We start from the raw sequence: 23,249 nt of genomic DNA on the forward strand, positions 1-23,249 counted from the left end.
GGGCAAGCGGCGGCAGAAGCGATAGACTGTATATAAATACAGCCTTTCGCTCTTCCGCCGCTTTTTTCCGCGTCCGATTCCTGTTGCGATCCTTGCTCCGATCCTCATTCCGATCCTTGGTCCGATTTTTACTCCCGTATCGCCTTTTGCCCCGCAGTGCCGATGAAACCCGTGCTGGAAAACCTCTTTTACTACCTGGATAATTTCCACCGGGTGCTCGAATGGATCGGCGAACGCTACGCCGACCTGCTCGACGACGAGGAGCGCGACTTCATCGCCCGCTTCCCGGCGCTGCCCAAGGCGTCGCGCGCACTGTTCGTGCGGATGGTGATGCGCAAGGGGCAACTGTTCCGTGCCTCCAAGCTCGTCTACGACGAGATCGGCTGTGCGCGCAGCGCCGCCGCGCCCCTGGCGGAGGCCGGCTGGATCGTCATCGACCCGCCCGTGACGCTCGACGAGCTGTTCGACCTGCTGCAAAAGCCCGAGCTGTGCCTGGCGTTCGCGTTGACCGGCACGCTGCGCTCGGCCCGCAAGGAAGCACAGCGCGAAGCATTGCGCGCGCAGCACGACGGCGAACGGCCGTTCTCGGCCTGGCATGGGGACGGGGGCGATGCGCCGTGCGACGAGGCCTACCGCATCGTCGCCAAACCGCTGTGCGACCGGCTGCGGCTGATCTTCTTCGGCAATTACCACCAGGACTGGACGGAATTCGTGCTGTCCGACCTCGGCGTGTTCCGCTTCGAGACCGTGGAGATTTCCCAGGCCGCGCGCGGTTTCCGCACACGCCGCGACATCGAGGATTACCTGCGGCTGCATGCCTGCCGCGAACGCTTCGGCAACGGCGAACATCCGCTCGACGTCTTGCCCGACGTGCCACCGCCGGGCACCGACAACGAATGGCTCGCCAGCCGGCGCGACAAGCTGCTGTTTCAACTGGGCCAGCAGCTGGAAAAATTGCGCGAATGGGCCGGTGCCTGCGAGCTCTACAGCGGGTGCGCCTATCCCGGCGCGCGGGCCCGGGCCATCCGCGTGCTGGAAAAGGACGAACAGTTCGGCCCCGCCTGGGAGCGCCTGCAGCGGGCGATGGCGGCGCCGGAAAGCGAGGCTGAGCGGCAGCACCTGCTGCGCATGGCGCCGCGGCTGGCGCGCCGCCTGGGCCACCCGCGCGGCGCGGCGGCCAAGGCGGTGCCGCCCGAGCGGCTCGACCTTGCCCTGCCTCGCCCGGACGGCCAGTGGTGGGTCGAAGGCGTGGTGCGCGAGCACCTGCATTGCGACGCCGCGCCCGTGTTCTATGTCGAGAACGCGTTGATCAATTCACTGTTCGGCCTGCTGTGCTGGGACGCCGTGTTCGCCGCCATTCCCGGCGCGTTCTTCCACCCGTTCCACCATGGCCCGACCGACCTGCACAGCGCCGATTTCCACCGCCGCCGCACCACCCAGTTCGATGCCTGCCTGGCGCAACTCGACGACGGCACGTATCCGGCCACGATCCGGCGCAACCTCGAAGCCAAGCGCGGCATCTCGTCGCCGTTCGTGTTCTGGGGCGCGCTCGATGGCAACCTGCTCGACCTGGCACTGCACTGCATCCCGGCCGCGCACCTGAAGCAGTCGTTCCTGCGCATCCTGCAGGACGTGAAGGCCAACCGCACCGGCTTTCCGGACCTGATCCAGTTCTGGCCGGCCGAGCGGCGCTACAACATGATCGAAGTGAAGGGCCCCGGCGACCGCCTGCAGGACAACCAGCTGCGCTGGATCGACTACTGCGCGCAGCACCGGATGCCCGTGACGGTGTGCTACCTGCAATGGGCAACCCAGTGACGGCACCGGAGACGCCCCGGTACACCGTGGCCGTGCGCGCGCTGTGCGAGTTCACCGCCAAGGCGGGCGACCTCGACCTGCGCTTCACGCCCTCGCCCACCGCGCAGGAAGGCGTTGCCGGCCATAGCGTGGTCACGTCGCGGCGCGACGACGACTACGAGCGCGAGATCACGTTGTCCGGCATGTTCGGCCCGCTGCACGTGCGCGGCCGCGCCGACGGCTACGACCCGAAACGCAACCAGCTGGAGGAGATCAAGACGTTCCGCGGCGACCTGGACCGCATGCCCAGCAACCACCGCGCGCTGCACTGGGCGCAGCTGAAGGTGTACGGCCACCTGCTGTGCGCGGCGCGCGGGCTGGCCGGCCTGCGGCTGGCGCTGGTCTATTACGATATCGGCACGCAGAAGGAAACCCATCTCGTCGAGGAGCACGATGCGGCGGCGCTGCGGGCCGGGTTCGAAGCGCAATGCGCATCGTTCGTCACCTGGGCGGAAGGCGAACTGGCGCACCGCGCCGCGCGCGACGAGGCGTTGCAGGCGCTGCGCTTTCCCCACGCCGAGTTCCGCCCCGGCCAGCGCGAACTTGCCGAAGCCATGTTCAAGGCCAGCGCCCGCTCGTGCGCGCTGCTGGCGCAGGCGCCGACCGGCATCGGCAAGAGCGTGGGCAGCCTGTTCCCGCTGCTGAAGGCGGCGCCCGCGCACGGCCTCGACAAGATTTTCTTCCTGGCCGCGAAAACCTCCGGGCGGCGCATGGCGCTCGATGCGGTGGAAAACATCAAGGCCGGCGCGCCGCTGCTGCCGCTGCGCACATTGGAACTGGCGGCCCGCAACACCGCGTGCGAGCACCCGGACAAATCGTGCCATGGCGAGTCCTGCCCGCTGGCGCGCGGCTTCTACGACCGGCTGCCGGCGGCCCGTGCCGCCGCCGTGCGGCAGCCGATGCTCGATCGCGCCGGCGTGCGGGAAGTCGCGCTGGCGCACGGCGTGTGCCCGTACTACCTGCAAAGCGAGCTGGTTCGGTGGGCCGACGTGATCGTGGGCGACTACAACTATTATTTCGACGTGTCGGCGATGCTGTATTCGCTGACCGTGATGAACGAGTGGAAAGTGGGCGTGCTGGCGGACGAGGCGCACAACATGGTGTCGCGCGCCCGCAAGATGTATTCGGCGGAGCTGGAACACACCGGCCTGCGGCTGCTGCGCAAGACGGCGCCGGCGGCGCTGAAGAAGGCGCTGGACCGGGTGCACCGGCAGTGGTCCGCGCTGGAAAAAGACCAGGGCGACGACTACCACGCCTACGACGCGCTGCCCGAAAAACTCGTCAATGCGCTGCAGACGGCCGCCAGCGACATCGGCGACTACATGGCGGAAAACCCGGCATGGTTCGATGCCGACGTGCTCGAGTTCTATTTCGCCGTGCTGCACTTCACGCGGCTGGCCGAGAGCTTCGGCGACCACTCGGTGTTCGACGTGACGAAAGCGAACCACGGCACCGGCAACGGCGGCGGCACGCGCGTCAATTCCGTGCTGTGCCTGCGCAACATCGTGCCGGCGCCGTTCCTGCAGCCCCGCTTCGCCGCGGCGCGTTCGGTGGCGCTGTTCTCGGCCACGCTGAGCCCATGGAACTACTACAGCGACACGCTGGGCATGCCGGCCAACACGGCGTGGGTCGACGTGGCGTCGCCGTTCCAGGCCGCGCAGCTGACGGTGCACATCGCCGGGCACATCTCCACCCGCTACCAGCACCGCGACCGCTCGCTGGCGCCGATCGCCACGCTGATGGGCGGGCAGTACGACCGCATGCCCGGCAATTACCTCGCCTTCTTCAGCAGCTTCGACTACATGGACAAGGCGGCCGACCTGTTCCAGCGGGAGCACCCGCACGTGACCGTGTGGCGCCAGCCGCGCCGCATGGACGAAGCCGCGCGCGACGCCTTCCTGGCCCGTTTCACCGAGACGGGCCAGGGCATCGGTTTCGCGGTGCTGGGTGGCGCGTTCGGCGAAGGCATCGACCTGCCCGGCGCGCGGCTGATCGGCGCCTTCATCGCCACGCTGGGCCTGCCGCAGCTCAATCCCGTCAACGAGCGGATCCGCGAACGCATGCAGGCCATCTTCGGCGCCGGCTACGACTACACCTACCTGTATCCCGGCCTGCAGAAAGTGGTGCAGGCGGCCGGCCGAGTGATCCGCACCACCACCGACACGGGCACCGTCCACCTGATCGACGACCGCTTCGCGCGGCCCGATATCCGCGCCCTCCTTCCTGCCTGGTGGCACGTGCCGCGCTGACCCCGTTGGCGGGCCGCTGCCGCATGACGGCGCGGACCTTCCGGCAGGCGCAGCGCCTGGCCGCCAGCCGAAAGGCGAAAAAAAACCCACGGCGCACCGTGGGTAGTGAGGATGATGAAACCCGTTCAGGCAGGCATGCCGTAGCCCTTGATTTCATTGCGGTACTTGGCGCGGGCAATGGCCTGCTTTTCCGCTTCCATCGCCTTGTTGAAGGCACGGGTGCGTTTCTTTTCTTCCTTGCTGCGCATCTGCGCTACATCCTTGTTGCCGATCCGGTGCGTCATTGTGTTCTCCTGTTTTAAGATCTGCCGTCGTACTTCTGGTCAAACATCACGAGGCCCCATCCGAGCTGACGCCGGATTTCCTCCGGGGTCGGCGGCGGTTCCGCGTCATGATTTCTGCGTTCCAGGTATTCACGCACCGCTTCCTTCGAAGGATGGTTGCTCTGTGTCGTCAACATGATGACCTCCTGTTATGTTCGCGCCCGCGTCCCGCGGGGTGCGTGCTGCCTGGTCGAAAATTCTGGTGCCGGCACTTGAGGCGGGCCGGCGTGCCTGCGGACGAGCGAACCTGCTTTCGCGAACCTTTCGATATCCTGATCGCTGCACGGTGCATCAATCACGCAACTCCATCTTAGTAAGGCACCGGAAAAACGACCGTGCGCCAGCGAACAAACCGGCCAGCGCTTTCGCGCGTGAAAATGTGGGAAGGCGCCTACAGCCACCGCGGGCGAGCGGGGATGCTGCTTGCGGCTACAGCTTCCGCTGCAGGAATTCGAGGAAGCAGCTGATGCGCTGGGCCAGCTGCGTGTTGCGGTAATAGACGGCATGGATCTGCTGGCGGTGGCCGTTGTTGAACGCTGCCAGCACCGGTACCAGGCGGCCGGTGGCGATATCGCCGGCAGTCATGAAATCGGCCAGGCACACGACGCCTTCACCGGCCAGCGCCAGCTGGCGCAGCGTTTCACCGGACGACGCGGCGAGTGCCGGCGCGATCGCCAGGCTGTCGCCGGCGCCGTGCCGCAAAGGCCAGACATTGCCCTGCTCGTATTGCACGAATCCGAGCAGCGCATGGCGTGCCAGGTCTTCGGGTTTTGCCGGCGTGTCGTGGCGCGCCAGGTAGGCGGGGCTGGCGAGCACGTGCAGCGGGCTCGATGTCAATGGTCGTGCGTGCAACGTGGAATCGTTCAGCGTGCCGATACGGATCGCGATGTCGGTGCGGTGCTCGATCAGGTCGGCAATCCGGTCGTTCGAGGTGAGCTCCAGGCGGATTTCAGGATACAGCGCGCGGAATTCGGCCACGTGCGGCACGACACAATGAAGCATGAACGGCGACGCGGCATCGACGGACAACCTGCCCGCCGGCTGCTGGCGGCGGATGCGGATGCATTCCTCGACTTCTTCGATCGACGCCAGAATGCGGCGTGCCCGGTCCAGGAACAGCTGGCCTTCCTCGGTAAGCTCCATGCGGCGCGTGGTGCGCGTGAGCAGCGAGGTCTGCAGCTTGTCCTCCAGCCGCGCGAGTGCACGGCTGACCCCGGACGTGGTCTGGCCCAGGTGTACCGCCGCGGCACTCAGCGAGCCGCTGTCGACCACGGTCACGAAAGTGTGCAGATCGTCGGAATTGATGTCCATGGGCGGGATTATACGGATCAGAAGGTGCGCGGCAGAGCGTCACGATCGCGCCACTCTGCAATAAATAAATTTTTCTTGACCTTTGGCTGATACTCAGCTCCGCCCTTGAGTCAGAAAAAATCGTAACAGCACCTTTCAGTTATGAAGTAACGAGACCGTCGGCCGGCCTATATTGATAATGTTAGCAGGAATGCAAACTTATATTTCTAACAGGCTATTAGAAATGGTTGCAGGGCTGTCTGCAGGCCCGCCGACAATGCCGCAGCCGCCGACGAGGCAGCTGTTGCTGCACCGATAAGCTATTACTTCGCAACAACAATCGATTCGAAGGGGTATATCGAAATGAAGAAAGCTTTGTTCAGCAAAGTGGCAGGGTCACTCCTGCTGTCCGCAGGTCTGTTTGCCTCTGGCGCTGCGTCCGCTCAATCCACCCTCACCTTCAACGCCGACGGCAATGCCAGCTTCACAGCCGAGCATGCATGGTCGGACGACGTCAACATCGACACTTACCTATTCGATGTCGACACGACCTCCTGGGCATCCGGTACCGCCGTGGTCGGCCGCACGACGATCAACGGCGCCCGGCTGGCGAACTACGCGATCACCGACATCCAGTTCTTCTGGGAGGCCGACGACGGCAACCGTACCGACCTGGAAACCGTCTTTACCACCGATGGCGGCATCGAATTCTATCCAGTCGAGGCCCTGTCGGCCGGCTCCTATGGCTTCACCGTAACGGGCAACACGCTGACCGCCAATACCGGTGGCATCTACACGGGCACGCTGAACCTGGCCCCGGTACCGGAACCGACAATCTATGCGATGCTGGCGGTGGGGATCGGCCTGCTGGCCTTCACGGCACGCCGCAAGACCGACAACAAACTGGGCTGATCGAAGCACCCTCGCAAGAAACCCGCCGCGGCGGGTTTTTTTGCGCCGCCCTCCCGCCACGCCTTGCCGGGCGTGCCTTCGGCGCGCTGGGGCATGGTTCACTTCCTTGCTGTTCCGGATGGATGCGCCTCATATTTTTCCATCATGCCTTTTTATAATGCATTTTTTATCATGCATTATTCTCATATGCTTTTCTCATAATGTAAGATGCGGCTAATTTAACAAGTCCTGAAAGGAACCCGCATGTCGAGACCAAAGACCGCACCATACCGGCAATTCTTCGCCGCGCTGGCCACGCTGCTGTTCGTCGTTACCAGCGCGCATGCGCAGACACGGCCGAACGTGAGGATCCTGGCAACCGGCGGCACGATTGCCGGCACCGGTGCCAGCAGCACCACGACTGTCGGCTATACCGCCGCCACGGTCGGCGTGCAGCAACTGATCGCCGCGGTACCGGAACTGGCCAAGGTCGCCAACGTCAAGGGCGAGCAGGTATTCCAGATCGCCAGCGAAAGCATGACCAACGAACATTGGCTCACACTGGGCAAGCGCGTCAATGCGCTGCTCGCCCAACCGGACGTGGACGGCATCGTCATCACGCATGGTACCGACACGCTGGAAGAAACCGCCTATTTTCTCGACCTGGTCGTGAAAAGCCGCAAGCCGGTCGTGCTGGTCGGCGCGATGCGCCCGTCAACCGCGTTATCGGCCGACGGACCGCTGAACCTGTATAACGCCGTCCTGGTCGCGGGCAATGCCGATGCGGCCGGCAAAGGCGTGCTGGTGTCGTTGAACGACCAGATTCATTCGGCGCGCGATGTTACCAAGACCAATACGTCGACACCCGACAGTTTCAAGACGCCGGAACTCGGTCTCATCGGTTATATCCAGGGCGGCAAGGCATTCTTTTATCGTGCCTCCACCCGCAAGCACACATTCGACACCGAGTTCGATATTGCCAATCTCAATACCTTGCCCCAGGTCGATATCGTCTACGGCTATGCCAACATGAATACCGTGGCACTCGATGCATTCGTTGCCGCCGGCGCCAAAGGCATTATCCATGCGGGCGTTGGCGATGGCAGCCTGGCTGCCCGCGTAAAACCGGCATTGATTGCGGCGCGCAAGAAAGGCGCGATCATCGTGCGTGCCAGCCGTGTCGGCCAGGGAATCCTGGCCCGCAATGGCGAAGCAAACGACGATGAACTCGATTTTGTCGCGGCTGATACGCTAAGCCCGCAAAAGGCACGCATCCTGCTCATGCTGGCACTGACGAAAACCACCAATACCGCTGAAATCCAGCGGATGTTTTATACGTATTGAAGCCCGGTCCGGCCGGAACGGCACGGGCGGATAATATCCGGGCGTGCCGGATGCCCGACGTCGGGCAATCGCCCGGTGGAACATCATGGCGCCGAAAACGGGTACTACCGCGTTTTCGGCCGTCACTCGGCCGTGTAGCCCCCCTTTTCATGCCAGAAACTGGCATCATCGAGCCACTTTCAGGTTTGATCCAGGGATTCGCGGGCTGTGGCGACGACTGCGCGGCCCAGGCGTTCCAGCGCAGGCGATTGCACCTGCCAGGTGTGCCAGTACAGCGGTACATCGATATGTTTCCCTGGAGCCAGATCGATCAATTCGCCGTTCTCCACGAAATGACGGCATTGCTGGGTCGGCAGCATTCCATAGCCGAGACCGATCCTGATGGCCTGCATGAACGGATCGCTCGCCGGCACATAATGCACGGGATAACCGCCAGGCATCAAACCCAATTCCATCCGTAGAAAATCGGCCTGCAAGGCATCCTTGCGGGAAAATACGACGACCGGCGCATGCCGGGCAGCTTCGCGATCGAATCCGCCGGCAAACCAGCGCGCCGAAAACTGCGGTGCAGCAACCATCCGGTATCGCATCGAGCCGAGCGGTTGCACACTGCAACCGCGCATGGCTTTCGATTCGCTGGATACACCGGCTACGGCCAGGCCTTTCTCCAATAATGCATAGGTGTAATTCTGTTCGTCGAGCACGATATCGAGCATGATATTTTCTTCGAGCAAAAAATTGGCAATGCCGGGTAATAACCATGTGGCCAGCGTATCGTTATTGACCGCGATAGGAATCACCAGGGACGCCCCGCCCTCGTCTCGCAATTGGCCAAGAAACTCCTCTTCGAGCAAACGGCTGCGGCGCAGATGCACGAGCAGGCGCTGGCCCGCCGCGTTGGTACGGCAAGGCCGGCTGCGGATCAGCAACGGCGATCCGAGTTCCGTTTCCAGTGCCGCGATGCGCTGTGAGATGGCCGACGGCGTCACGTTCAATTGCGCCGCCGCCAGTTCGAAGCTGCCGGTCTCGGCGGCTGCAAGAAATGCCTGGCAATGCCGAGTATCCATGCCTTCCTTTAGCAAATTTAATGAAACATGAATTATATTAACTTGGCTTTATTTCCGGGGTGCTTCCAGTAACAATCACGTCTTCAAAAGGAGACGGCGATGACGGTTCAGGTATTTATCAGTGGGCTGGGGCTTGGTGCCAGCCTGATCATGGCGATCGGTGCCCAGAATGCGCATGTACTGCGCATGGGCGTGCGCCGCAGCCACGTGGCCTTGACGGTGGCGGCCTGTATCGTGATCGACATGGCATTGATCGCCGCGGGCGTCGCCGGCGCCGGGGCGCTGATCGAAGGGTCCACGGTGCTGATGGCACTGGCGCGCTGGGGCGGTGCGGCATTCCTGCTGTGGTATGGCTTGCGCAGCTGGCGGGGTGCGATGACGGCAAGCCGGCTAGACATCGGCGGTGACGCAACGGCGCAGGCGGTGCCAGGCGCCATGGCGGCACTGGCCAGCGTGCTGGCGATGTCGTTGCTGAATCCGCACGTCTACCTGGATACCGTGGTGCTGCTGGGTTCGATCGGCGGGCGCTACCCGGCGGCGGAGCGCACGGCATTTTCGGCCGGTGCGATGACCGCGTCGGTGCTGTGGTTCAGCATGCTGGGCTTCGGCGCGGCCCGCTTTGCCGGCGTGCTGGCGCGCCCGGCCGCATGGAAGTGCATCGAAGCGCTGACGGGCGCCGTGATGCTGGCGCTGGCCGCCGGGCTCATCGTCGATGGCGTGGCGGCACTGTAGATGCTCAGGCTTGCCGGTGGCCGCACTCGACACAGAACTTGGTACCGGGTTGCAGCATCGTCGAGCACGCGGTGCAAGGCACCTGCTGCGCCATCTTGTAGCCGCACTCCGGGCAGAACTTGGCACCATGCGTTTCGGCCCGGCATTGCGGGCAGACCAGCTGCATGTCCTGCCGCACGTCGTGGCGCGTGCCCCGGCTTTCCCCTTCGGTTCCGGCCCGGTCCGCGGCGCTGCGGACCTCGCCCTGCGCCCGGGCCTTGGTGATCGCCACCTGCACATTCGGCGCACAATTGAAGCACAGCCCGTTTGCCATGTCGAAGCATGGCGCGCACACGTAATCGTGGCAGTTACCGCAGCGATTGAAGTGCGCCTTGGCGTCGGCGATCGCTTCGGTGAAGGCTTCGTCACGCGCGCTGTGCCAGCCGGCCTGGGCCATGCCGCTGACCACCGTGCTGGCGTTGCCCAGCAAGCCGCCGAAAATGCTGGCGCCCTTCTGGATCCAGCCCGAGGCCTGGCCGCTGCGATAGGGTTTGTAGTGCGTGCGCCAGCGGTCGCTGCAGCGCTCGCAATAGAATTCGAACTGGAAACCGGCATCCACGCCGGTCGACTGGCTCAAGTCCTGGTAATTGCTGGAAAAGCGAATCTCCGGCATGACACCTCCAAATCAGAAGCGTGCAATTATAACGACGACAACTATTTGCGGGTGAAAATTGTGGCCGGGAGGCGACAGGAAGCCGGCGCGCCAGGTCGGCAAGCCTGCCGGCGAACACGCTGAAAGGCAGGTCATGCCGGTGCGTCGGGGACGGGAGCAATGGAGAACCGGTGCACGGTGACCGGCCGGCGAGACTGGCCTGCCCAGCTGGGTTCGAACCAGCGACCTACGGCTTAGAAGGCCGTTGCTCTATCCAGCTGAGCTATGGGCAGAATGAAAAGGTTCCGTACAAAGAAAAGCGGGCCGGTGCCCGCTGTCGGAGCAAAATGATAACCGCTGGCCCCCCCAGCGTCAACGCACCCTTTCAAAAGGCTTGTCGCCGACCGCAGCGGGCGCATCGGGCTACCCGGGAAAGGATTGCAGGTGCTCGCGCGCGGGCACGCATGGCCCGCTGCGCGGCGGTACCCGTCAGGCCGCGTTGGCCTGCGGCACCTCGACCAGGTCGGCAATGCGGCGGGCGCACTTTTGTGCCTGGTTCGCATCGCGGGCCTCGACCATCACGCGGATCAGGGGCTCGGTGCCCGATGCACGGATCAGCACGCGGCCGCTGTCGCCCAGCTCGCGTTCGACGGCTTCCTTCTCGGCCACCATCGCGGGGTTCTTTTGCCAGTCGAAGCCGGCCGGCACGCGCACATTGATCAGCGTCTGCGGGAACAGCTCCAGCTGGCCGGCGCTCTGCGCCAGCGTCTGGCCACTGCGCTTCAACGCCGACAGCACCTGCAGTGCCGAGACGATGCCGTCGCCGGTGGTGTGCTTGTCCAGTGCCAGCAGGTGGCCGCTGCCCTCGCCGCCCAGGATCCAGCCATTTTCCTTCATCACTTCGAGCACGTAACGGTCGCCGACCTTGGCGCGCGCGAAGCCGATGCCTTTTTCCTTGAACGCGACTTCGAGGGCCATGTTCGTCATCAGCGTGCCGACGGCGCCTTTCACTTCGCCGGTTGCCAGGCGGTCCATGACCATCACGTACAGCAGTTCGTCGCCGTTGTAGAGGCGGCCGTTCGCATCGCACATGATCAGGCGGTCGGCATCGCCATCGAGGGCGATGCCCAGGTCGGCGTCGTGTGCCAGCACGGCGGCGGCCATCGCCTTCGGCGCGGTGGCGCCATGGCCTTCGTTGATGTTGAAACCATCCGGCTTGTTGCCGATCGAAACCACTTCGGCGCCCAGTTCATGGAACACGTGCGGCGCGATGTTGTAGGCGGCGCCATGGGCGCTGTCCACCACGATCTTCAGGCCACGCAGATCGAGCTCGTTCGGGAACGTGCTCTTGCAGAACTCGATGTAGCGGCCCTGCGCATCCTCCAGGCGCTTCGCGCGGCCCAGCTTTTCGGACGATACGCAAGCCATCGGCTGGTCGATCTGCGCCTCGATGGCGAGCTCCACGGAATCGGGCAGCTTCGTGCCCTGCTCCGAAAAGAACTTGATGCCGTTATCCTGGAACGGATTGTGCGAAGCCGAGATCACCACGCCTGCCTGCAGCCGCAGCGCGCGCGTGAGGTACGCGATGGCGGGCGTGGGCATCGGGCCCGCCAGCATCACATCCACGCCAGCCGCCGCGAAGCCGGCTTCCAGCGCCGCCTCGAGCATGTAGCCGGAAATGCGGGTGTCCTTGCCGATCAGGACGGTTGGCCGGGCTGCGCCGGCCGTTGTCGTGCGCACCAGCACTTTGCCGGCGGCATAGCCCAGGCGCATCACGAAATCAGGAGTGATCGGAGATTCGCCCACCAGGCCACGGATGCCATCGGTTCCAAAATATCGTCGTGCCATATTGTTCTCTTCAGTTAGGTTCATTGAGCCGCGTGCCATACCTTCAGGGCGTCGACCGTCTCGGCGACGTCGTGCACGCGTACGATGCGGGCACCATGGGCCACGGCTGCCAGCGCGCCGCCAATGCTGCCTGCCAGCCGTCCCTCGACGGGTTTGCCGGTCACCGCGCCGATCATCGACTTGCGCGACAGTCCCGCCAGCAGCGGAACGCCGAGCTCGGCAACCAATCGCCTGCCGGCTTTCAGCAAAGCATAATTATGCTCGACGGTCTTGCCAAAACCAAACCCGGGATCGATCCATAACCGATCCCGGTCAATGCCGGCCGCCGTCAACGCATCGATCCGTTCGCGCAGGAAGGCAATGACTTCCAGCACGACATCGTCGTAGACTGGTTTATCCTGCATTGTTATAGGTTTGTCAAGCATATGCATGATGCACAACGCACAATCGCTGTCGCGCACGGCCTCGATCGCGCCCGGCGCGCGGAATGCGTTGATGTCGTTGATCATGTCCACGCCGGCCAGCACGGCCTCTTTCATCAGCACCGGTTTATAGGTATCGAGCGAGACCGGGGTACCGCAGTCGCGCAACGCGTACAGCACCGGCAGCACGCGGCGCAATTCTTCCTCCGCCGGCACCACGGGCGCCCCGGGGCGCGTGGATTCACCGCCCACGTCGAGGATGTCGGCGCCGTCACGGATCATCTGCTCGGCATGGGACAGCGCGAAGTCGAGCGCGGCAAACTTGCCGCCGTCGGAAAAGGAATCGGGCGTGACGTTCAAGATGCCCATCGCCAGGGCACGGCTGGCCGGCAGTTGATAACGCCCAAAGGGGATTTGACTCATAGGATGGAAGGAACTTGAAAAATGAAAAGGGCGAGGATCGCTCCTCACCCTTTTGCTGACAGCAACGGCAGCCCTGGCGGGTTACTTCACCTGCGGCATCAGGCCGGCGCGGTCGCGCTTGGCGAGGCCGTCGGGCCGTCGCCGCTCGGCTGCTTGCGGATCGTGACGCCGGCTTTCGGCGGACGCGGTTCCTGGCCAGCCATGATGTCGTTGATCTGGTCGGCGTCGATCGTTTCCCAGTCCAGCAGTGCCTTGGTCATCATTTCGACCTTGTCGCGGTTCTCGTCCAGCAGCTTGCGCGCCAGGGCGTACTGCGTGTCGAGGATGCTGCGGATCTCGGCATCGACCTTCTGCTGCGTGGCTTCCGAGATGGTCTTGTTGGTGCCGCCCATGAAGCCTTCGTTCGCCTCATCCTCGTACACCATCACGCCCAGCGAGTCGGACATGCCGAATTTCGTGACCATCGACCGGGCCAGCTTGGTGGCGCGCTGGAAGTCGTTGGAAGCGCCGGTGGACATCTGGCCCACGAACAGTTCCTCGGCGATACGGCCGCCGAACAGGATCGAGATTTCTTCCAGCATCTTGTCCTTGTAGCCGGAGATGCGGTCGTGCTCGGGCAGCTGCCACGTCAGGCCCAGGGCCCAGCCGCGCGGCATGATCGTGACCTTGTGCACCGGGTCGGCCTTCGGCAGCAGCTTGGCGACGACGGCGTGGCCGGACTCGTGGTACGCCGTATTGCGGCGTTCCTCTTCGCGGATCACCATCGACTTGCGTTCCGGGCCCATGAAGATCTTGTCTTTCGCATCCTCGAAGTCGGCCATGTCCACCAGGCGCTTGCCGCGGCGGGCGGCGAACAGTGCCGCTTCGTTGACCAGGTTGGCCAGGTCGGCGCCGGAGAAGCCCGGGGTGCCGCGCGCCAGAATATCAGCCTTCACGTCGGTGCTGATCGGCACCTTGCGCATGTGCACGTTCAGGATCTGCTCGCGGCCGCGGATATCCGGCAGGCCCACGGAAACCTGGCGGTCGAAACGGCCCGGGCGCAGCAGCGCCTTGTCGAGCACGTCGGCACGGTTGGTTGCCGCGATCACGATGACGCCCGAGGACGCCTCGAAGCCGTCCATTTCCACCAGCAGCTGGTTCAGCGTCTGTTCGCGTTCGTCGTTACCGCCGCCCATGCCGGCGCCACGGTGACGGCCGACGGCGTCGATCTCGTCGATGAAGATGATGCACGGCGAGTGTTTCTTGGCATTTTCGAACATGTCGCGCACGCGGGAGGCACCCACGCCGACGAACATTTCAACGAAGTCCGAACCGGAAATCGAGAAGAACGGCACTTTCGCTTCGCCGGCGATGGCACGGGCCAGCAGTGTTTTACCGGTGCCCGGCGGGCCCACCATCAGCACGCCGCGGGGAATGCGGCCGCCCAGTTTCTGGAACTTGGTCGGATCGCGCAGGAAGTCGACGATTTCGGTGACTTCTTCCTTGGCTTCGTCGCAGCCGGCCACGTCGGAGAACGTGACGGTATTGTTGGTTTCATCCAGCATGCGGGCCTTCGACTTGCCGAACGAGAACGCCCCGCCCTTGCCGCCGCCCTGCATTTGCCGCATGAAGAAAATCCACACACCGATCAGCAGCAGCATCGGGAACCACGACACGAATACCTGCTGCAGGAACGACGGTTCTTCCGGCGGACGCACGTCGAAGCGCACGCCGTTGTCGCGCAGGTCGCCGATCAGGCCGCGGTCCAGGTACGTGGACGTGGTGCGGACACGTGTATCGTCCGTTTTCGTCGCGGTGATGGTGTTGCCCTCGATGACGAGGTCCTTGACGCGCTTCGCCTTGATCTCGTCCAGCAGGTCGGAGTACGCGATGGTCTTGCTGCCGCCGGAGACGCTGTGGTTGTCGAACTGCTTGAACAGCATGAACAACAGCAGGGCTACGACAACCCAGATGGCGGATTTGGAAAACATGTTATTCACGAAAACTCCTTGGATGCTCGCGCACCTGTTACCTGTAGCAGAAATTCGATTTTACCCGCATTAGGCCGAAGCGTGCTACAAAGCGGCCTAAAGGTGCGCGAATGCGGCCGCGCACGTGCCCGGCCAGCCAGAATCGGCGCACATGGCGGCGCAAAATGCGCCACATGCGGTCGATGTGCGGCTTCGGTCGTGAAATACAAGGCCGGTTTGCGATTTTCACCTGTTTTTTAACCGCTTTGCAACGACTGGGCGTTGCAATTTCATCGCGCCGGTACGGATATGCATCAAACAGCGGCGCCGGCCAGGCTGCGCCGCGGCCGGCGCCGCTTCAGCGTTCGGCGGGATTTTTCAGGCCACGCCCCAGCAGGAAGATCTCCGACGATTTATCGCGGCTTGCCTTGGGTTTTTTCTGGGCCACGGTCTTGAATTCATGCCGGAATTTCTCGACGATTTGCGAAAAACCCATGTCCTTGAAACACTTGACCAGCAGCGAACCGCCCGGCTTCAAATGGAGCTGGGAAAATTCGATGGCCAGGTCGATCAGGTCTTCCATCCTTGCCGCATCCGCGCTGGCAATGCCGGACAGGTTCGGCGCCATGTCGGACAGCACCAGGTCGACCTTGCGCCCCTGCAGCAGTTCGGCCAGCTGGTCGACACTCTCCTGTTCGCGAAAATCGCCCTGGATGAAATGCATGTCGGCGATCGGCTCCATCGGCAGGATATCGAGCCCGATGATCGTGCCGTTGATCCCGCCGCCATCCTTGCCGGCCAGCTTGCGCCGCACGTATTGCCCCCAGCTGCCGGGCGTGCAGCCCAGGTCGACGATCACCTGGCCCGAGCGGATCAGCTTCTCGTCCTCGTCGATCTCCTTGAGCTTGTACGCCGCGCGCGCGCGGTAGCCATCCTTCTGAGCAGCCTTCACGTAGGGGTCGTTTATATGGTCGTGCAACCAGTTTTTGTTTAATTTGTTCTTTGCCATTCGCGTAGAATACTGCTTTTAAGAGAACCACCAAAAAATCATTATGTTGAATCTGACCCCCGATGAGCGCCGCGCCCTGCGCGCCGAAGCCCATCCGCTCAAGCCCATCGTCCTCGTTGGCGAGGCCGGCCTGACCGAAGCCGTGATGAAGGAAATCGAACTGGGACTGGATTCCCACGGCCTGATCAAGGTCCGCGTGTTCGGCGACGACCGCGAGGCCCGCATCGAAATGTACGAAACCATCTGCGCGCAACTCGACGCGGCCCCCGTTCAGCACATCGGCAAGCTGCTGGTACTGTACCGGCCGAAGAAGGAAGCCGAAAAAACCCGTACCGGCAAGACCGGCAAAGGCATGCGCATGGTCACCATCGTCAAGCCCAGCGCCAGCGGCACCAAGAAGCCCTCCGTCAGCAAGGTCATGCTGAAAGGCAACGAACGGGTTACCGAAGGCGGCACCATCAAGCGTGCCAAGAAGCGTCAATCCAGCACCAAGAAGGCGATCCTGAGCTGAGCGTCACGCGGTTGTCGGACTTGCGAAAACCCGGGATGCCGGGTTTTTTTATTGCTTTGTTTTGCTTTGTTTTTTTGCTTCGTTTTTGCTTCGTCTATTGCTTCAGCACCAGCCAGCCCGCCAGGAAGCTCTGCACCAGGTAGATCACGCTGGACACGCCGTGCAGCATGCCGAAGCGCGACCTGGCGGCCGATTCCATGACGCCGCCCGGCCCGGCCGCGGCGCGCAGCTCGGCCATCATCGGCTGCAGCCCGTAGTGGCTGACGACGGTGCACAGCGCCATCGCGGCCACCAGCGCCAGCATCGTGCGGCGGCGCTGCGGTGTCCAGTCGGGCGTGGCGAACTTCAGCAGCACCAGCAGCGCCAGTGCGCAACCGAGCGACAGCATGGCCTCGGCATGGAACATCGCCCCGGCGATCGTGCCGGCCAGTGCGCGGTCGGACAGCGTCGCGAACAGCGTGGGGGCGACAAGGTAGCCGACAGTCCACAGGCTGCCGGCCCACAATACCGTCACGAGCAGGCGCGCCCTCTCCAGCAGCCGGGCCTTCGCCGGCATCAGACGTAGTTCACTTCGAGGATTTCGTATTCGCGCGGGCCGCTCGGGGCCTGCACTTCGACCACGTCGCCGGCCGACTTGCCGATCAGCGCCCGGGCGATCGGCGAGGTGACGGAAACCTTGTTGACCTTGATGTCGGCTTCGTCGGTGCCGACGATCTGGTAGCTGACCTTCTGGCCCGATTCCAGGTCTTCCAGGTCGACGGTGGCGCCGAACACCACACGGCCTTCGGCATCCAGCGTGGACGGGTCGATGACCTGGGCGCTCGACAGCTTGCCTTCCAGCTCGGCGATACGGCCTTCGACGAAGGCCTGGCGCTCTTTCGCGGCATCGTATTCGGCGTTCTCGGACAGGTCGCCATGCGAACGCGCCTCGGCGATCGCGTCGATGACGATACGGCGTTCCTTGGTCTTCAACTGGTGCAGTTCTTCCTTCAGGAGCTCGGCGCCGTACTTGGTGAGTGGAACAGAATTCATGTGTCGTCTCTTGGATGATTGAAAAAGCACAGAGCCCGCGCCATGCTTCGGCGCGGGCTCTGTCGTTTGGTCCATACAATACCATGCAGTACCATGCCACGGGTCTTCAGAGACCCGCGGTGAGCACTTAGTTTAAGGTTTTATGCAGGCCTTGTAAATCGTACACCTGCAACTCGTCCAGGTGACGGATGCCGGCCACCGCGGCCTCGGCGCCCGCGATCGTGGTGTACGTGGTCACGCGCGACTGCAGGGCCGACGTGCGGATCGCACGCGAATCGACGATGGCGCTGCGCTTTTCCTCGACCGTGTTGATGACCAGCGCGATCTCGTGGTTCTTGATCATGTCGACCACGTGCGGACGGCCTTCGACGACCTTGTTGCCCTGCGTGACAGGGATGCCCGCCGCCGCGATCACGGCCGCCGTGCCCTTGGTGGCCACCAGCGTGAAGCCCGCCTCGACCAGGTCGCGCGCCACTTTCACGGCGCGCGGCTTGTCGGAAGCCTTCACCGACAGGAACACCTTGCCCGACTTCGGCAGCTTGATGCCGGCACCCAGCTGGGATTTCACGAATGCTTCCGCGAACGTCTGGCCCACGCCCATTACTTCGCCGGTCGACTTCATTTCCGGGCCCAGGATCGTATCGACACCGGGGAACTTCGCGAACGGGAACACGGCTTCCTTCACGCTGTAATACGGCGGCACGACTTCCTTGGTGATGCCCTGCGACGCCAGCGTCTGGCCCACCATGCAGCGCGCGGCGATCTTCGCCAGCTGCAGGCCGGTGGCTTTCGACACGAACGGCACCGTGCGCGAGGCGCGCGGGTTCACTTCCAGCACGAACACCACGTCCTGCTCGACACCGTCGATTTCCTGCTTCTGGATCGCGAACTGCACGTTCATCAGGCCGACGACATTCAGGCCCTTGGCCATCAGCGCGGTCTGGCGCTTCAGCTCGTCGATCGTTTCCTGCGCCAGCGAATACGGCGGCAGGGAACAGGCCGAGTCGCCCGAGTGCACGCCGGCCTGCTCGATGTGTTCCATCACGCCGCCGATGAACGTGGTCTCGCCATCGGAAATGCAGTCCACGTCGCACTCGATCGCATCGTTCAGGAAGCGGTCCAGCAGCACCGGCGAATCATGCGACACCTTCACGGCTTCGCGCATGTAGCGCTCCAGGTCGCGCTGCTCGTGCACGATTTCCATCGCCCGGCCGCCCAGCACGTACGAAGGACGCACCACCAGCGGATAGCCGATCTCCTGCGCTAGGCGCAATGCTTCTTCCTCGGTGCGCGCGGTGCGGTTCGGCGGCTGGCGCAGTTCCAGGTCCTGCAGCAGTTTCTGGAAACGCTCGCGGTCTTCCGCCGCGTCGATCATGTCCGGCGAAGTGCCGACGATCGGCACGCCGTTCTTTTCCAGGTCCAGCGCCAGCTTCAGCGGGGTCTGGCCGCCATATTGCACGATCACGCCGACCGGCTTTTCCAGGGCGACGATTTCCAGCACGTCTTCCAGCGTCAGCGATTCGAAGTACAGGCGGTCCGACGTGTCGTAGTCGGTCGACACGGTTTCGGGATTGCAGTTGACCATGATGGTCTCGTAGCCGTCCTCGCGCATCGCCAGCGCGGCATGCACGCAGCAATAGTCGAACTCGATGCCCTGGCCGATCCGGTTCGGGCCGCCGCCCAGCACCATGATCTTCTTCTTGTCCGTCGGGTTCGATTCGCACTCCTCGTCGTACGTGGAATACATGTACGCGGTGTTGGTGGCGAATTCGGCGGCGCAGGTGTCCACGCGCTTGTACACAGGGCGGATGCCCAGTTCGTGGCGCTTCGCGCGCACGATCGTATCGGTGGTCTGCAGCAGGTAGGCCAGGCGGCGGTCCGAGAAGCCCTTCTGCTTCAGGCGGAACAGCGTGTTCCGGTCCAGGTTCTCCAGCTTTTCCTTGTCCAGCCAGAGTTCGATGTCGACGATCTCCTTGATCTGCACGAGGAACCACGGATCGATCTTGGTCAGGTTGTGCACTTCTTCCAGCGTGAAGCCCTGCGCGAACGCATCGCCCACGTACCAGATGCGCTCCGGACCCGGCTCGCCCAGTTCCTCTTCGATCTTCTCGCGGTCGGTCGTCATCTGGTTCAGGCCATCGACGCCCACTTCCAGGCCGCGCAGCGCCTTCTGGAACGATTCCTGGAACGTGCGGCCCATCGCCATCACTTCACCCACCGATTTCATCTGCGTGGTCAGGTGGTCGTCGGCGGTCGGGAATTTCTCGAACGCGAAACGGGGGATCTTCGTCACGACGTAGTCGATCGACGGCTCGAACGACGCCGGCGTGGCGCCGCCCGTGATCTCGTTGCGCAGCTCATCCAGGGTAAAACCGACAGCCAGCTTGGCCGCCACTTTCGCGATCGGGAAGCCGGTGGCCTTCGAGGCCAGCGCGGAAGAACGGGAAACGCGCGGATTCATCTCGATGACGATCATGCGACCGTCTTTCGGGTTGATTGAGAACTGCACGTTCGAGCCGCCCGTATCCACGCCGATCTCGCGCAGCACCGCCAGGCTGGCGTTGCGCATGATCTGGTATTCCTTGTCCGTCAGGGTCTGCGCCGGTGCCACGGTGATCGAGTCGCCGGTGTGCACGCCCATCGGGTCCAGGTTCTCGATCGAGCAGATGATGATGCAGTTGTCCGCCTTGTCGCGCACCACTTCCATCTCGTACTCTTTCCAGCCCAGCAGCGATTCCTCGATCAGCAGCTCGCTGGTCGGCGAGGCTTCCAGGCCGCGCTTGCAGATCTGCTCGAACTCTTCCTCGTTGTAGGCGATGCCGCCGCCGCTGCCGCCCATCGTGAACGATGGCCGGATGATGGTCGGGAAGCCCACTTCACGCTGCACGGTCCAGGCCTCGTCCATCGAATGCGCCACGCCGGAGCGTGCCGAACCGAGGCCGATCTTCGTCATCGCATCCTTGAACTTGGAACGGTCCTCGGCCTTGTCGATCGCTTCCGGCGTGGCGCCGATCAGCTCGACGTTGTACTTGGCCAGGATGCCGTTGTTGTGCAGGTCCAGCGCGCAGTTCAGCGCCGTCTGGCCGCCCATCGTCGGCAGGATGGCGTCCGGGCGCTCCTTCGCCAGGATGCGCTCGACGACCTGCCAGGTGATCGGCTCGATGTACGTGACGTCCGCCATTTCGGGGTCGGTCATGATCGTGGCCGGGTTGCTGTTGACGAGGATGACCTTGTAGCCCTCTTCGCGCAGCGCCTTGCACGCTTGCGCGCCGGAATAGTCGAATTCGCAGGCCTGGCCGATCACGATCGGGCCGGAGCCGATAATCAGGATGCTTTTGATGTCTGAACGTTTTGGCATTTTTATTTCTTCTCCGCTGCTTCCATCATCGAGATGAAGCGGTCAAACAGATACGATACGTCGGTGGGGCCTGGCGATGCTTCGGGGTGGCCCTGGAAGCAGAACGCGGGGGTGTCGGTGCGGGCGAAGCCCTGCAGCGAACCGTCGAACAGCGACACGTGGGTGACGCGGCAATTATCGGGCAAGGTCGCGGCGTCCACGGCGAAACCGTGGTTCTGCGACGTGATCAGCACCTGCTTCGAATCCAGGTCCTGCACCGGGTGGTTGGCGCCGTGGTGGCCGAACTTCATCTTCAGGGTCTTCGCGCCGGAGGCCAGCGCCATGATCTGGTGACCCAGGCAGATGCCGAACGTGGGGATCTTCTTCTCCATCAGTTCGCGCGTGGCCTTGATGGCGTAGTCGCACGGTTCCGGGTCGCCCGGGCCGTTGGCCAGGAAGATGCCGTCCGGGTTCAGGGCCAGCGCGTCGGCGGCTGTCGACTGGGCCGGCAGCACCGTGACCTTGCAGCCGCGCGACGCCAGCATGCGCAGGATGTTGCGCTTCACGCCGTAGTCGAACGCCACCACGTGGAAGCGCGGGTTCTCGACCTTGCCGTAGCCTTCGCCCAGCTGCCACTCGGTCTCGCTGAATTCATAGGCGGCCTGGGTGGTCACCACCTTGGCCAGGTCCATGCCGGCCAGGCCCGGGAACGAGCGGGCCAGCTCGACGGCTTGCGCCACCGATGGTTCGTTGCCCTGCGTGCCGGTCAGGATCGCACCGCCCTGCGCGCCTTTTTCGCGCAAGAGGCGCGTCAGCTTGCGGGTGTCGATGCCGGCGATGGCCACCACGTTCTCGGCCTTCAGGTAGTCGGCCAGCGACTGCGTGGAACGGAAATTCGAGGCCAGCAGCGGCAGGTCGCGGATGATCAGGCCGGCAGCGTGGACCTTGGCTGCCTCGACGTCTTCGACATTGATGCCGTAGTTGCCGATATGCGGGTACGTCAGCGTGACGATCTGGCGCGAATAGCTGGGGTCGGTCAGGATTTCCTGATAGCCGGTGATGGACGTGTTGAAGACGACTTCACCAGTGGTGTGACCGGCGGCGCCGATCGAATAACCTTTGAAGACGGTACCGTCGGCAAGAGCCAGGATGGCTGGAACGGCGGGGCCTGAGAAAAACGGCGGCAAGGGCAACTCCTGTAAAGTTACCGTAGCCGCGCCACGTCAGCGATCCGCATAAAAAATAAGCCGGGCGGAGCCTGGCTGCGGATCAATTGATGAGGGATGATGTGGTAGGCGCTACGGTAGATAAGTATTGGCTAAACCTTCGAATTATAGCTTAAAGGCGCCCGTTCGGCAATGCCGCCCGGGCCTGTGGCCACCTATTCTGCCTTCACGCGTTGCGGAACAGCGCACCGGTTGGTGCCTACTCTGCGCCCACTCAGTGCCCGCTTGCGCACCCGCCCGCTCAGCCGCGGCGCCGGCGCACTCCCGCGCCGACCAGGGCGAGACCGGCCAGCAGCATCGCATACGTGGCCGGCTCGGGCACTTGCGACACGGTCATGATCAGGCGGACATCGCGCATTTGCAGCTCTGCCGTGCTGGTGCCGTAATGAGGGGTGCCCCAGTCATTGACATCGAGGAGCGTCCTCCTGGCGTTCACAGCCGCATCCATCATGAGAGCGATGTCGAAATCCGTTACATAAGACTGGGGAGCAACGTAACGGGTTGTCACCGTACCGTCGACATAGAAGACGCTGCCTCCTGGCAACGCTGTTGTTGTCGATCCTCGTGTCATCGCCCATCCGACGTTTGCCTGACTGTATGCGTAATCGGTCGCCTCGCACGAGGAGGTGCAGGGCGTGGGCAGCTCGGCTGCGATTTTTCCCGTGTAGGAAACCTCGAGGGACAGGTTATGAATGAAATAGCCGGGGGTAACCTCTAAGTTGAAGCGACTCCGGTTATAGCTCCAGCGGGCGTCGGTTCCTCCGGCGCCGTCGGATTCAACCGCGAGGGCAGCCGTTTCGGCACCATGCAGGCCGATAGTGTACTGATTACCCCCATTTGTACTGATCAGCTCCATGTCGAAATCGGGATTTTCCGAACTCGACAGGCTGAGCGAAAACCCCGCATCGTTGATGGAGGTCGCGCCATGGGCGAACGGCGCCATCGCCATGGAAAATGTACTGCCGAGTAACAGCGTGGCCAGCGTTGCCTTCATTGTGTTCCCCTGTTGGTTATTAAGGATGATGGAGCAGGTCCGAAACTTCGGCCCTGCCCCCAATACTATCGTGCAACCATCGCACACAATCTCACAGACTGTCACCCTGCCAGT

At 63.3% G+C, this 23,249-nt stretch carries 20 protein-coding genes and 1 tRNA gene; 6 read left to right on the top strand and 15 right to left on the bottom strand.

The annotated features are described in order from the left end of the window. Positions 1 to 162: 162 nt before the first annotated feature. Both GJV26_RS03520 and GJV26_RS03525 read left to right on the top strand, forming a co-directional pair. A complete protein-coding gene (locus GJV26_RS03520; RefSeq protein ID WP_155707615.1) occupies positions 163 to 1,818 on the top strand; it encodes a VRR-NUC domain-containing protein in 1,656 nt (551 codons plus the stop codon). Further along, positions 1,803 to 4,106: an ATP-dependent DNA helicase gene (locus tag GJV26_RS03525; RefSeq protein ID WP_155707616.1), complete on the top strand. Its 2,304-nt coding sequence runs from the start codon at positions 1,803 to 1,805 to the stop codon at positions 4,104 to 4,106. The genes GJV26_RS03520 and GJV26_RS03525 overlap by 16 nt, the downstream gene beginning before the upstream one ends. A gap of 125 nt (positions 4,107 to 4,231) precedes the next feature. Here GJV26_RS03525 and GJV26_RS29755 read toward each other — a convergent pair whose 3' ends face one another. The 3 genes from GJV26_RS29755 to GJV26_RS03530 all read right to left on the bottom strand — a co-directional run bounded on the left by GJV26_RS29755 (position 4,232) and on the right by GJV26_RS03530 (position 5,740). Next, a complete protein-coding gene (locus GJV26_RS29755; RefSeq protein ID WP_173346129.1) occupies positions 4,232 to 4,390 on the bottom strand; it encodes a hypothetical protein in 159 nt (52 codons plus the stop codon). A gap of 14 nt (positions 4,391 to 4,404) precedes the next feature. Next, complete coding sequence (locus GJV26_RS29760; protein ID WP_173346130.1) at positions 4,405 to 4,566, bottom strand: hypothetical protein; 162 nt, start codon at positions 4,564 to 4,566, stop codon at positions 4,405 to 4,407. A 292-nt stretch (positions 4,567 to 4,858) separates the two neighbouring features. Continuing rightward, entirely contained in the window at positions 4,859 to 5,740 is an 882-nt protein-coding gene (locus tag GJV26_RS03530) for a LysR family transcriptional regulator (RefSeq protein ID WP_155707617.1), read from the bottom strand. A 342-nt stretch (positions 5,741 to 6,082) separates the two neighbouring features. On the opposite strand from GJV26_RS03530, the gene GJV26_RS03535 reads away from it, so the two are divergent. Both GJV26_RS03535 and GJV26_RS03540 read left to right on the top strand, forming a co-directional pair. Then, positions 6,083 to 6,631: an FxDxF family PEP-CTERM protein gene (locus GJV26_RS03535; protein WP_155707618.1), complete on the top strand. Its 549-nt coding sequence runs from the start codon at positions 6,083 to 6,085 to the stop codon at positions 6,629 to 6,631. A gap of 243 nt (positions 6,632 to 6,874) precedes the next feature. Further along, entirely contained in the window at positions 6,875 to 7,954 is a 1,080-nt protein-coding gene (locus GJV26_RS03540) for a type II asparaginase (protein WP_155707619.1), read from the top strand. 179 nt (positions 7,955 to 8,133) lie between these two features. On the opposite strand, the gene GJV26_RS03545 is transcribed toward GJV26_RS03540, so the two are convergent. Next, entirely contained in the window at positions 8,134 to 9,021 is an 888-nt protein-coding gene (locus tag GJV26_RS03545; RefSeq protein WP_155707620.1) for a LysR family transcriptional regulator ArgP, read from the bottom strand. Between the two features lie 99 nt (positions 9,022 to 9,120). Between GJV26_RS03545 and GJV26_RS03550 the strand changes: the two genes are divergently transcribed. Continuing rightward, positions 9,121 to 9,753 carry a LysE/ArgO family amino acid transporter gene (locus GJV26_RS03550; protein ID WP_173346131.1) on the top strand — a complete coding sequence of 211 codons (633 nt, stop codon included), beginning with the start codon at positions 9,121 to 9,123 and terminating at the stop codon, positions 9,751 to 9,753. Between the two features lie 4 nt (positions 9,754 to 9,757). Here the strand turns inward: GJV26_RS03550 and GJV26_RS03555 are convergent, their stop codons facing one another. From GJV26_RS03555 to GJV26_RS03580, 6 genes are all read right to left on the bottom strand, one after another. Continuing rightward, positions 9,758 to 10,405: a zinc ribbon domain-containing protein gene (locus GJV26_RS03555; RefSeq protein ID WP_155707621.1), complete on the bottom strand. Its 648-nt coding sequence runs from the start codon at positions 10,403 to 10,405 to the stop codon at positions 9,758 to 9,760. Between the two features lie 195 nt (positions 10,406 to 10,600). Beyond that, positions 10,601 to 10,677, bottom strand: a tRNA-Arg gene (locus GJV26_RS03560). A 196-nt stretch (positions 10,678 to 10,873) separates the two neighbouring features. Beyond that, entirely contained in the window at positions 10,874 to 12,232 is a 1,359-nt protein-coding gene (gene glmM / locus GJV26_RS03565) for a phosphoglucosamine mutase (RefSeq protein ID WP_155707622.1), read from the bottom strand. A gap of 20 nt (positions 12,233 to 12,252) precedes the next feature. After that, a complete protein-coding gene (folP, locus tag GJV26_RS03570; RefSeq protein WP_173346132.1) occupies positions 12,253 to 13,077 on the bottom strand; it encodes a dihydropteroate synthase in 825 nt (274 codons plus the stop codon). Between the two features lie 98 nt (positions 13,078 to 13,175). Then, positions 13,176 to 15,056, bottom strand: coding sequence for an ATP-dependent zinc metalloprotease FtsH (gene ftsH, locus GJV26_RS03575; RefSeq protein ID WP_189442353.1), 1,881 nt, complete (start codon positions 15,054 to 15,056; stop codon positions 13,176 to 13,178). Positions 15,057 to 15,384: 328 nt separating this feature from the next. After that, positions 15,385 to 16,035: an RlmE family RNA methyltransferase gene (locus GJV26_RS03580; RefSeq protein ID WP_155707624.1), complete on the bottom strand. Its 651-nt coding sequence runs from the start codon at positions 16,033 to 16,035 to the stop codon at positions 15,385 to 15,387. A 43-nt stretch (positions 16,036 to 16,078) separates the two neighbouring features. Here GJV26_RS03580 and yhbY point away from each other — a divergent pair, with 43 nt between their 5' ends. Next, entirely contained in the window at positions 16,079 to 16,546 is a 468-nt protein-coding gene (gene yhbY, locus GJV26_RS03585) for a ribosome assembly RNA-binding protein YhbY (RefSeq protein WP_155707625.1), read from the top strand. Between the two features lie 94 nt (positions 16,547 to 16,640). Here the strand turns inward: yhbY and GJV26_RS03590 are convergent, their stop codons facing one another. The 5 genes from GJV26_RS03590 to GJV26_RS03610 all read right to left on the bottom strand — a co-directional run bounded on the left by GJV26_RS03590 (position 16,641) and on the right by GJV26_RS03610 (position 23,135). Beyond that, positions 16,641 to 17,102 carry a DUF4149 domain-containing protein gene (locus GJV26_RS03590; RefSeq protein WP_155707626.1) on the bottom strand — a complete coding sequence of 154 codons (462 nt, stop codon included), beginning with the start codon at positions 17,100 to 17,102 and terminating at the stop codon, positions 16,641 to 16,643. Continuing rightward, positions 17,102 to 17,578 (bottom strand): transcription elongation factor GreA, encoded by a 477-nt coding sequence (greA, locus tag GJV26_RS03595; protein WP_155707627.1) that lies wholly within the window; start codon positions 17,576 to 17,578, stop codon positions 17,102 to 17,104. The genes GJV26_RS03590 and greA overlap by 1 nt, the downstream gene beginning before the upstream one ends. Positions 17,579 to 17,705: 127 nt before the next feature. After that, the gene (gene carB / locus GJV26_RS03600; protein WP_155707628.1) at positions 17,706 to 20,936 is read right to left on the bottom strand and encodes a carbamoyl-phosphate synthase large subunit; all 3,231 of its coding nucleotides are present in this window, start codon (positions 20,934 to 20,936) and stop codon (positions 17,706 to 17,708) included. Positions 20,937 to 20,938: 2 nt separating this feature from the next. Beyond that, positions 20,939 to 22,102, bottom strand: coding sequence for a glutamine-hydrolyzing carbamoyl-phosphate synthase small subunit (gene carA / locus GJV26_RS03605; protein WP_155707629.1), 1,164 nt, complete (start codon positions 22,100 to 22,102; stop codon positions 20,939 to 20,941). A gap of 280 nt (positions 22,103 to 22,382) precedes the next feature. Then, positions 22,383 to 23,135, bottom strand: a complete 753-nt coding sequence (locus GJV26_RS03610; RefSeq protein WP_229419157.1) for a PEPxxWA-CTERM sorting domain-containing protein — start codon at positions 23,133 to 23,135, stop codon at positions 22,383 to 22,385. Positions 23,136 to 23,249: the final 114 nt, after the last annotated feature.

This window comes from Pseudoduganella dura, from assembly GCF_009727155.1.
Classification (GTDB): Bacteria; Pseudomonadota; Gammaproteobacteria; order Burkholderiales; family Burkholderiaceae_D; genus Rugamonas; species Rugamonas dura.

Coding starts and splice junctions, on each gene's coding strand:
- GJV26_RS03520 (WP_155707615.1), top strand. CDS start 163: ATGAAACCCGTGCTGGAAAACCTCTTTTACTACCTGGATAATTTCCAC.
- GJV26_RS03525 (WP_155707616.1), top strand. CDS start 1,803: ATGGGCAACCCAGTGACGGCACCGGAGACGCCCCGGTACACCGTGGCC.
- GJV26_RS29755 (WP_173346129.1), bottom strand. CDS start 4,390: ATGACGCACCGGATCGGCAACAAGGATGTAGCGCAGATGCGCAGCAAG.
- GJV26_RS29760 (WP_173346130.1), bottom strand. CDS start 4,566: ATGTTGACGACACAGAGCAACCATCCTTCGAAGGAAGCGGTGCGTGAA.
- GJV26_RS03530 (WP_155707617.1), bottom strand. CDS start 5,740: ATGGACATCAATTCCGACGATCTGCACACTTTCGTGACCGTGGTCGAC.
- GJV26_RS03535 (WP_155707618.1), top strand. CDS start 6,083: ATGAAGAAAGCTTTGTTCAGCAAAGTGGCAGGGTCACTCCTGCTGTCC.
- GJV26_RS03540 (WP_155707619.1), top strand. CDS start 6,875: ATGTCGAGACCAAAGACCGCACCATACCGGCAATTCTTCGCCGCGCTG.
- GJV26_RS03545 (WP_155707620.1), bottom strand. CDS start 9,021: ATGGATACTCGGCATTGCCAGGCATTTCTTGCAGCCGCCGAGACCGGC.
- GJV26_RS03550 (WP_173346131.1), top strand. CDS start 9,121: ATGACGGTTCAGGTATTTATCAGTGGGCTGGGGCTTGGTGCCAGCCTG.
- GJV26_RS03555 (WP_155707621.1), bottom strand. CDS start 10,405: ATGCCGGAGATTCGCTTTTCCAGCAATTACCAGGACTTGAGCCAGTCG.
- glmM (WP_155707622.1), bottom strand. CDS start 12,232: ATGGCACGACGATATTTTGGAACCGATGGCATCCGTGGCCTGGTGGGC.
- folP (WP_173346132.1), bottom strand. CDS start 13,077: ATGAGTCAAATCCCCTTTGGGCGTTATCAACTGCCGGCCAGCCGTGCC.
- GJV26_RS03580 (WP_155707624.1), bottom strand. CDS start 16,035: ATGGCAAAGAACAAATTAAACAAAAACTGGTTGCACGACCATATAAAC.
- yhbY (WP_155707625.1), top strand. CDS start 16,079: ATGTTGAATCTGACCCCCGATGAGCGCCGCGCCCTGCGCGCCGAAGCC.
- GJV26_RS03590 (WP_155707626.1), bottom strand. CDS start 17,102: ATGCCGGCGAAGGCCCGGCTGCTGGAGAGGGCGCGCCTGCTCGTGACG.
- greA (WP_155707627.1), bottom strand. CDS start 17,578: ATGAATTCTGTTCCACTCACCAAGTACGGCGCCGAGCTCCTGAAGGAA.
- carB (WP_155707628.1), bottom strand. CDS start 20,936: ATGCCAAAACGTTCAGACATCAAAAGCATCCTGATTATCGGCTCCGGC.
- GJV26_RS03610 (WP_229419157.1), bottom strand. CDS start 23,135: ATGAAGGCAACGCTGGCCACGCTGTTACTCGGCAGTACATTTTCCATG.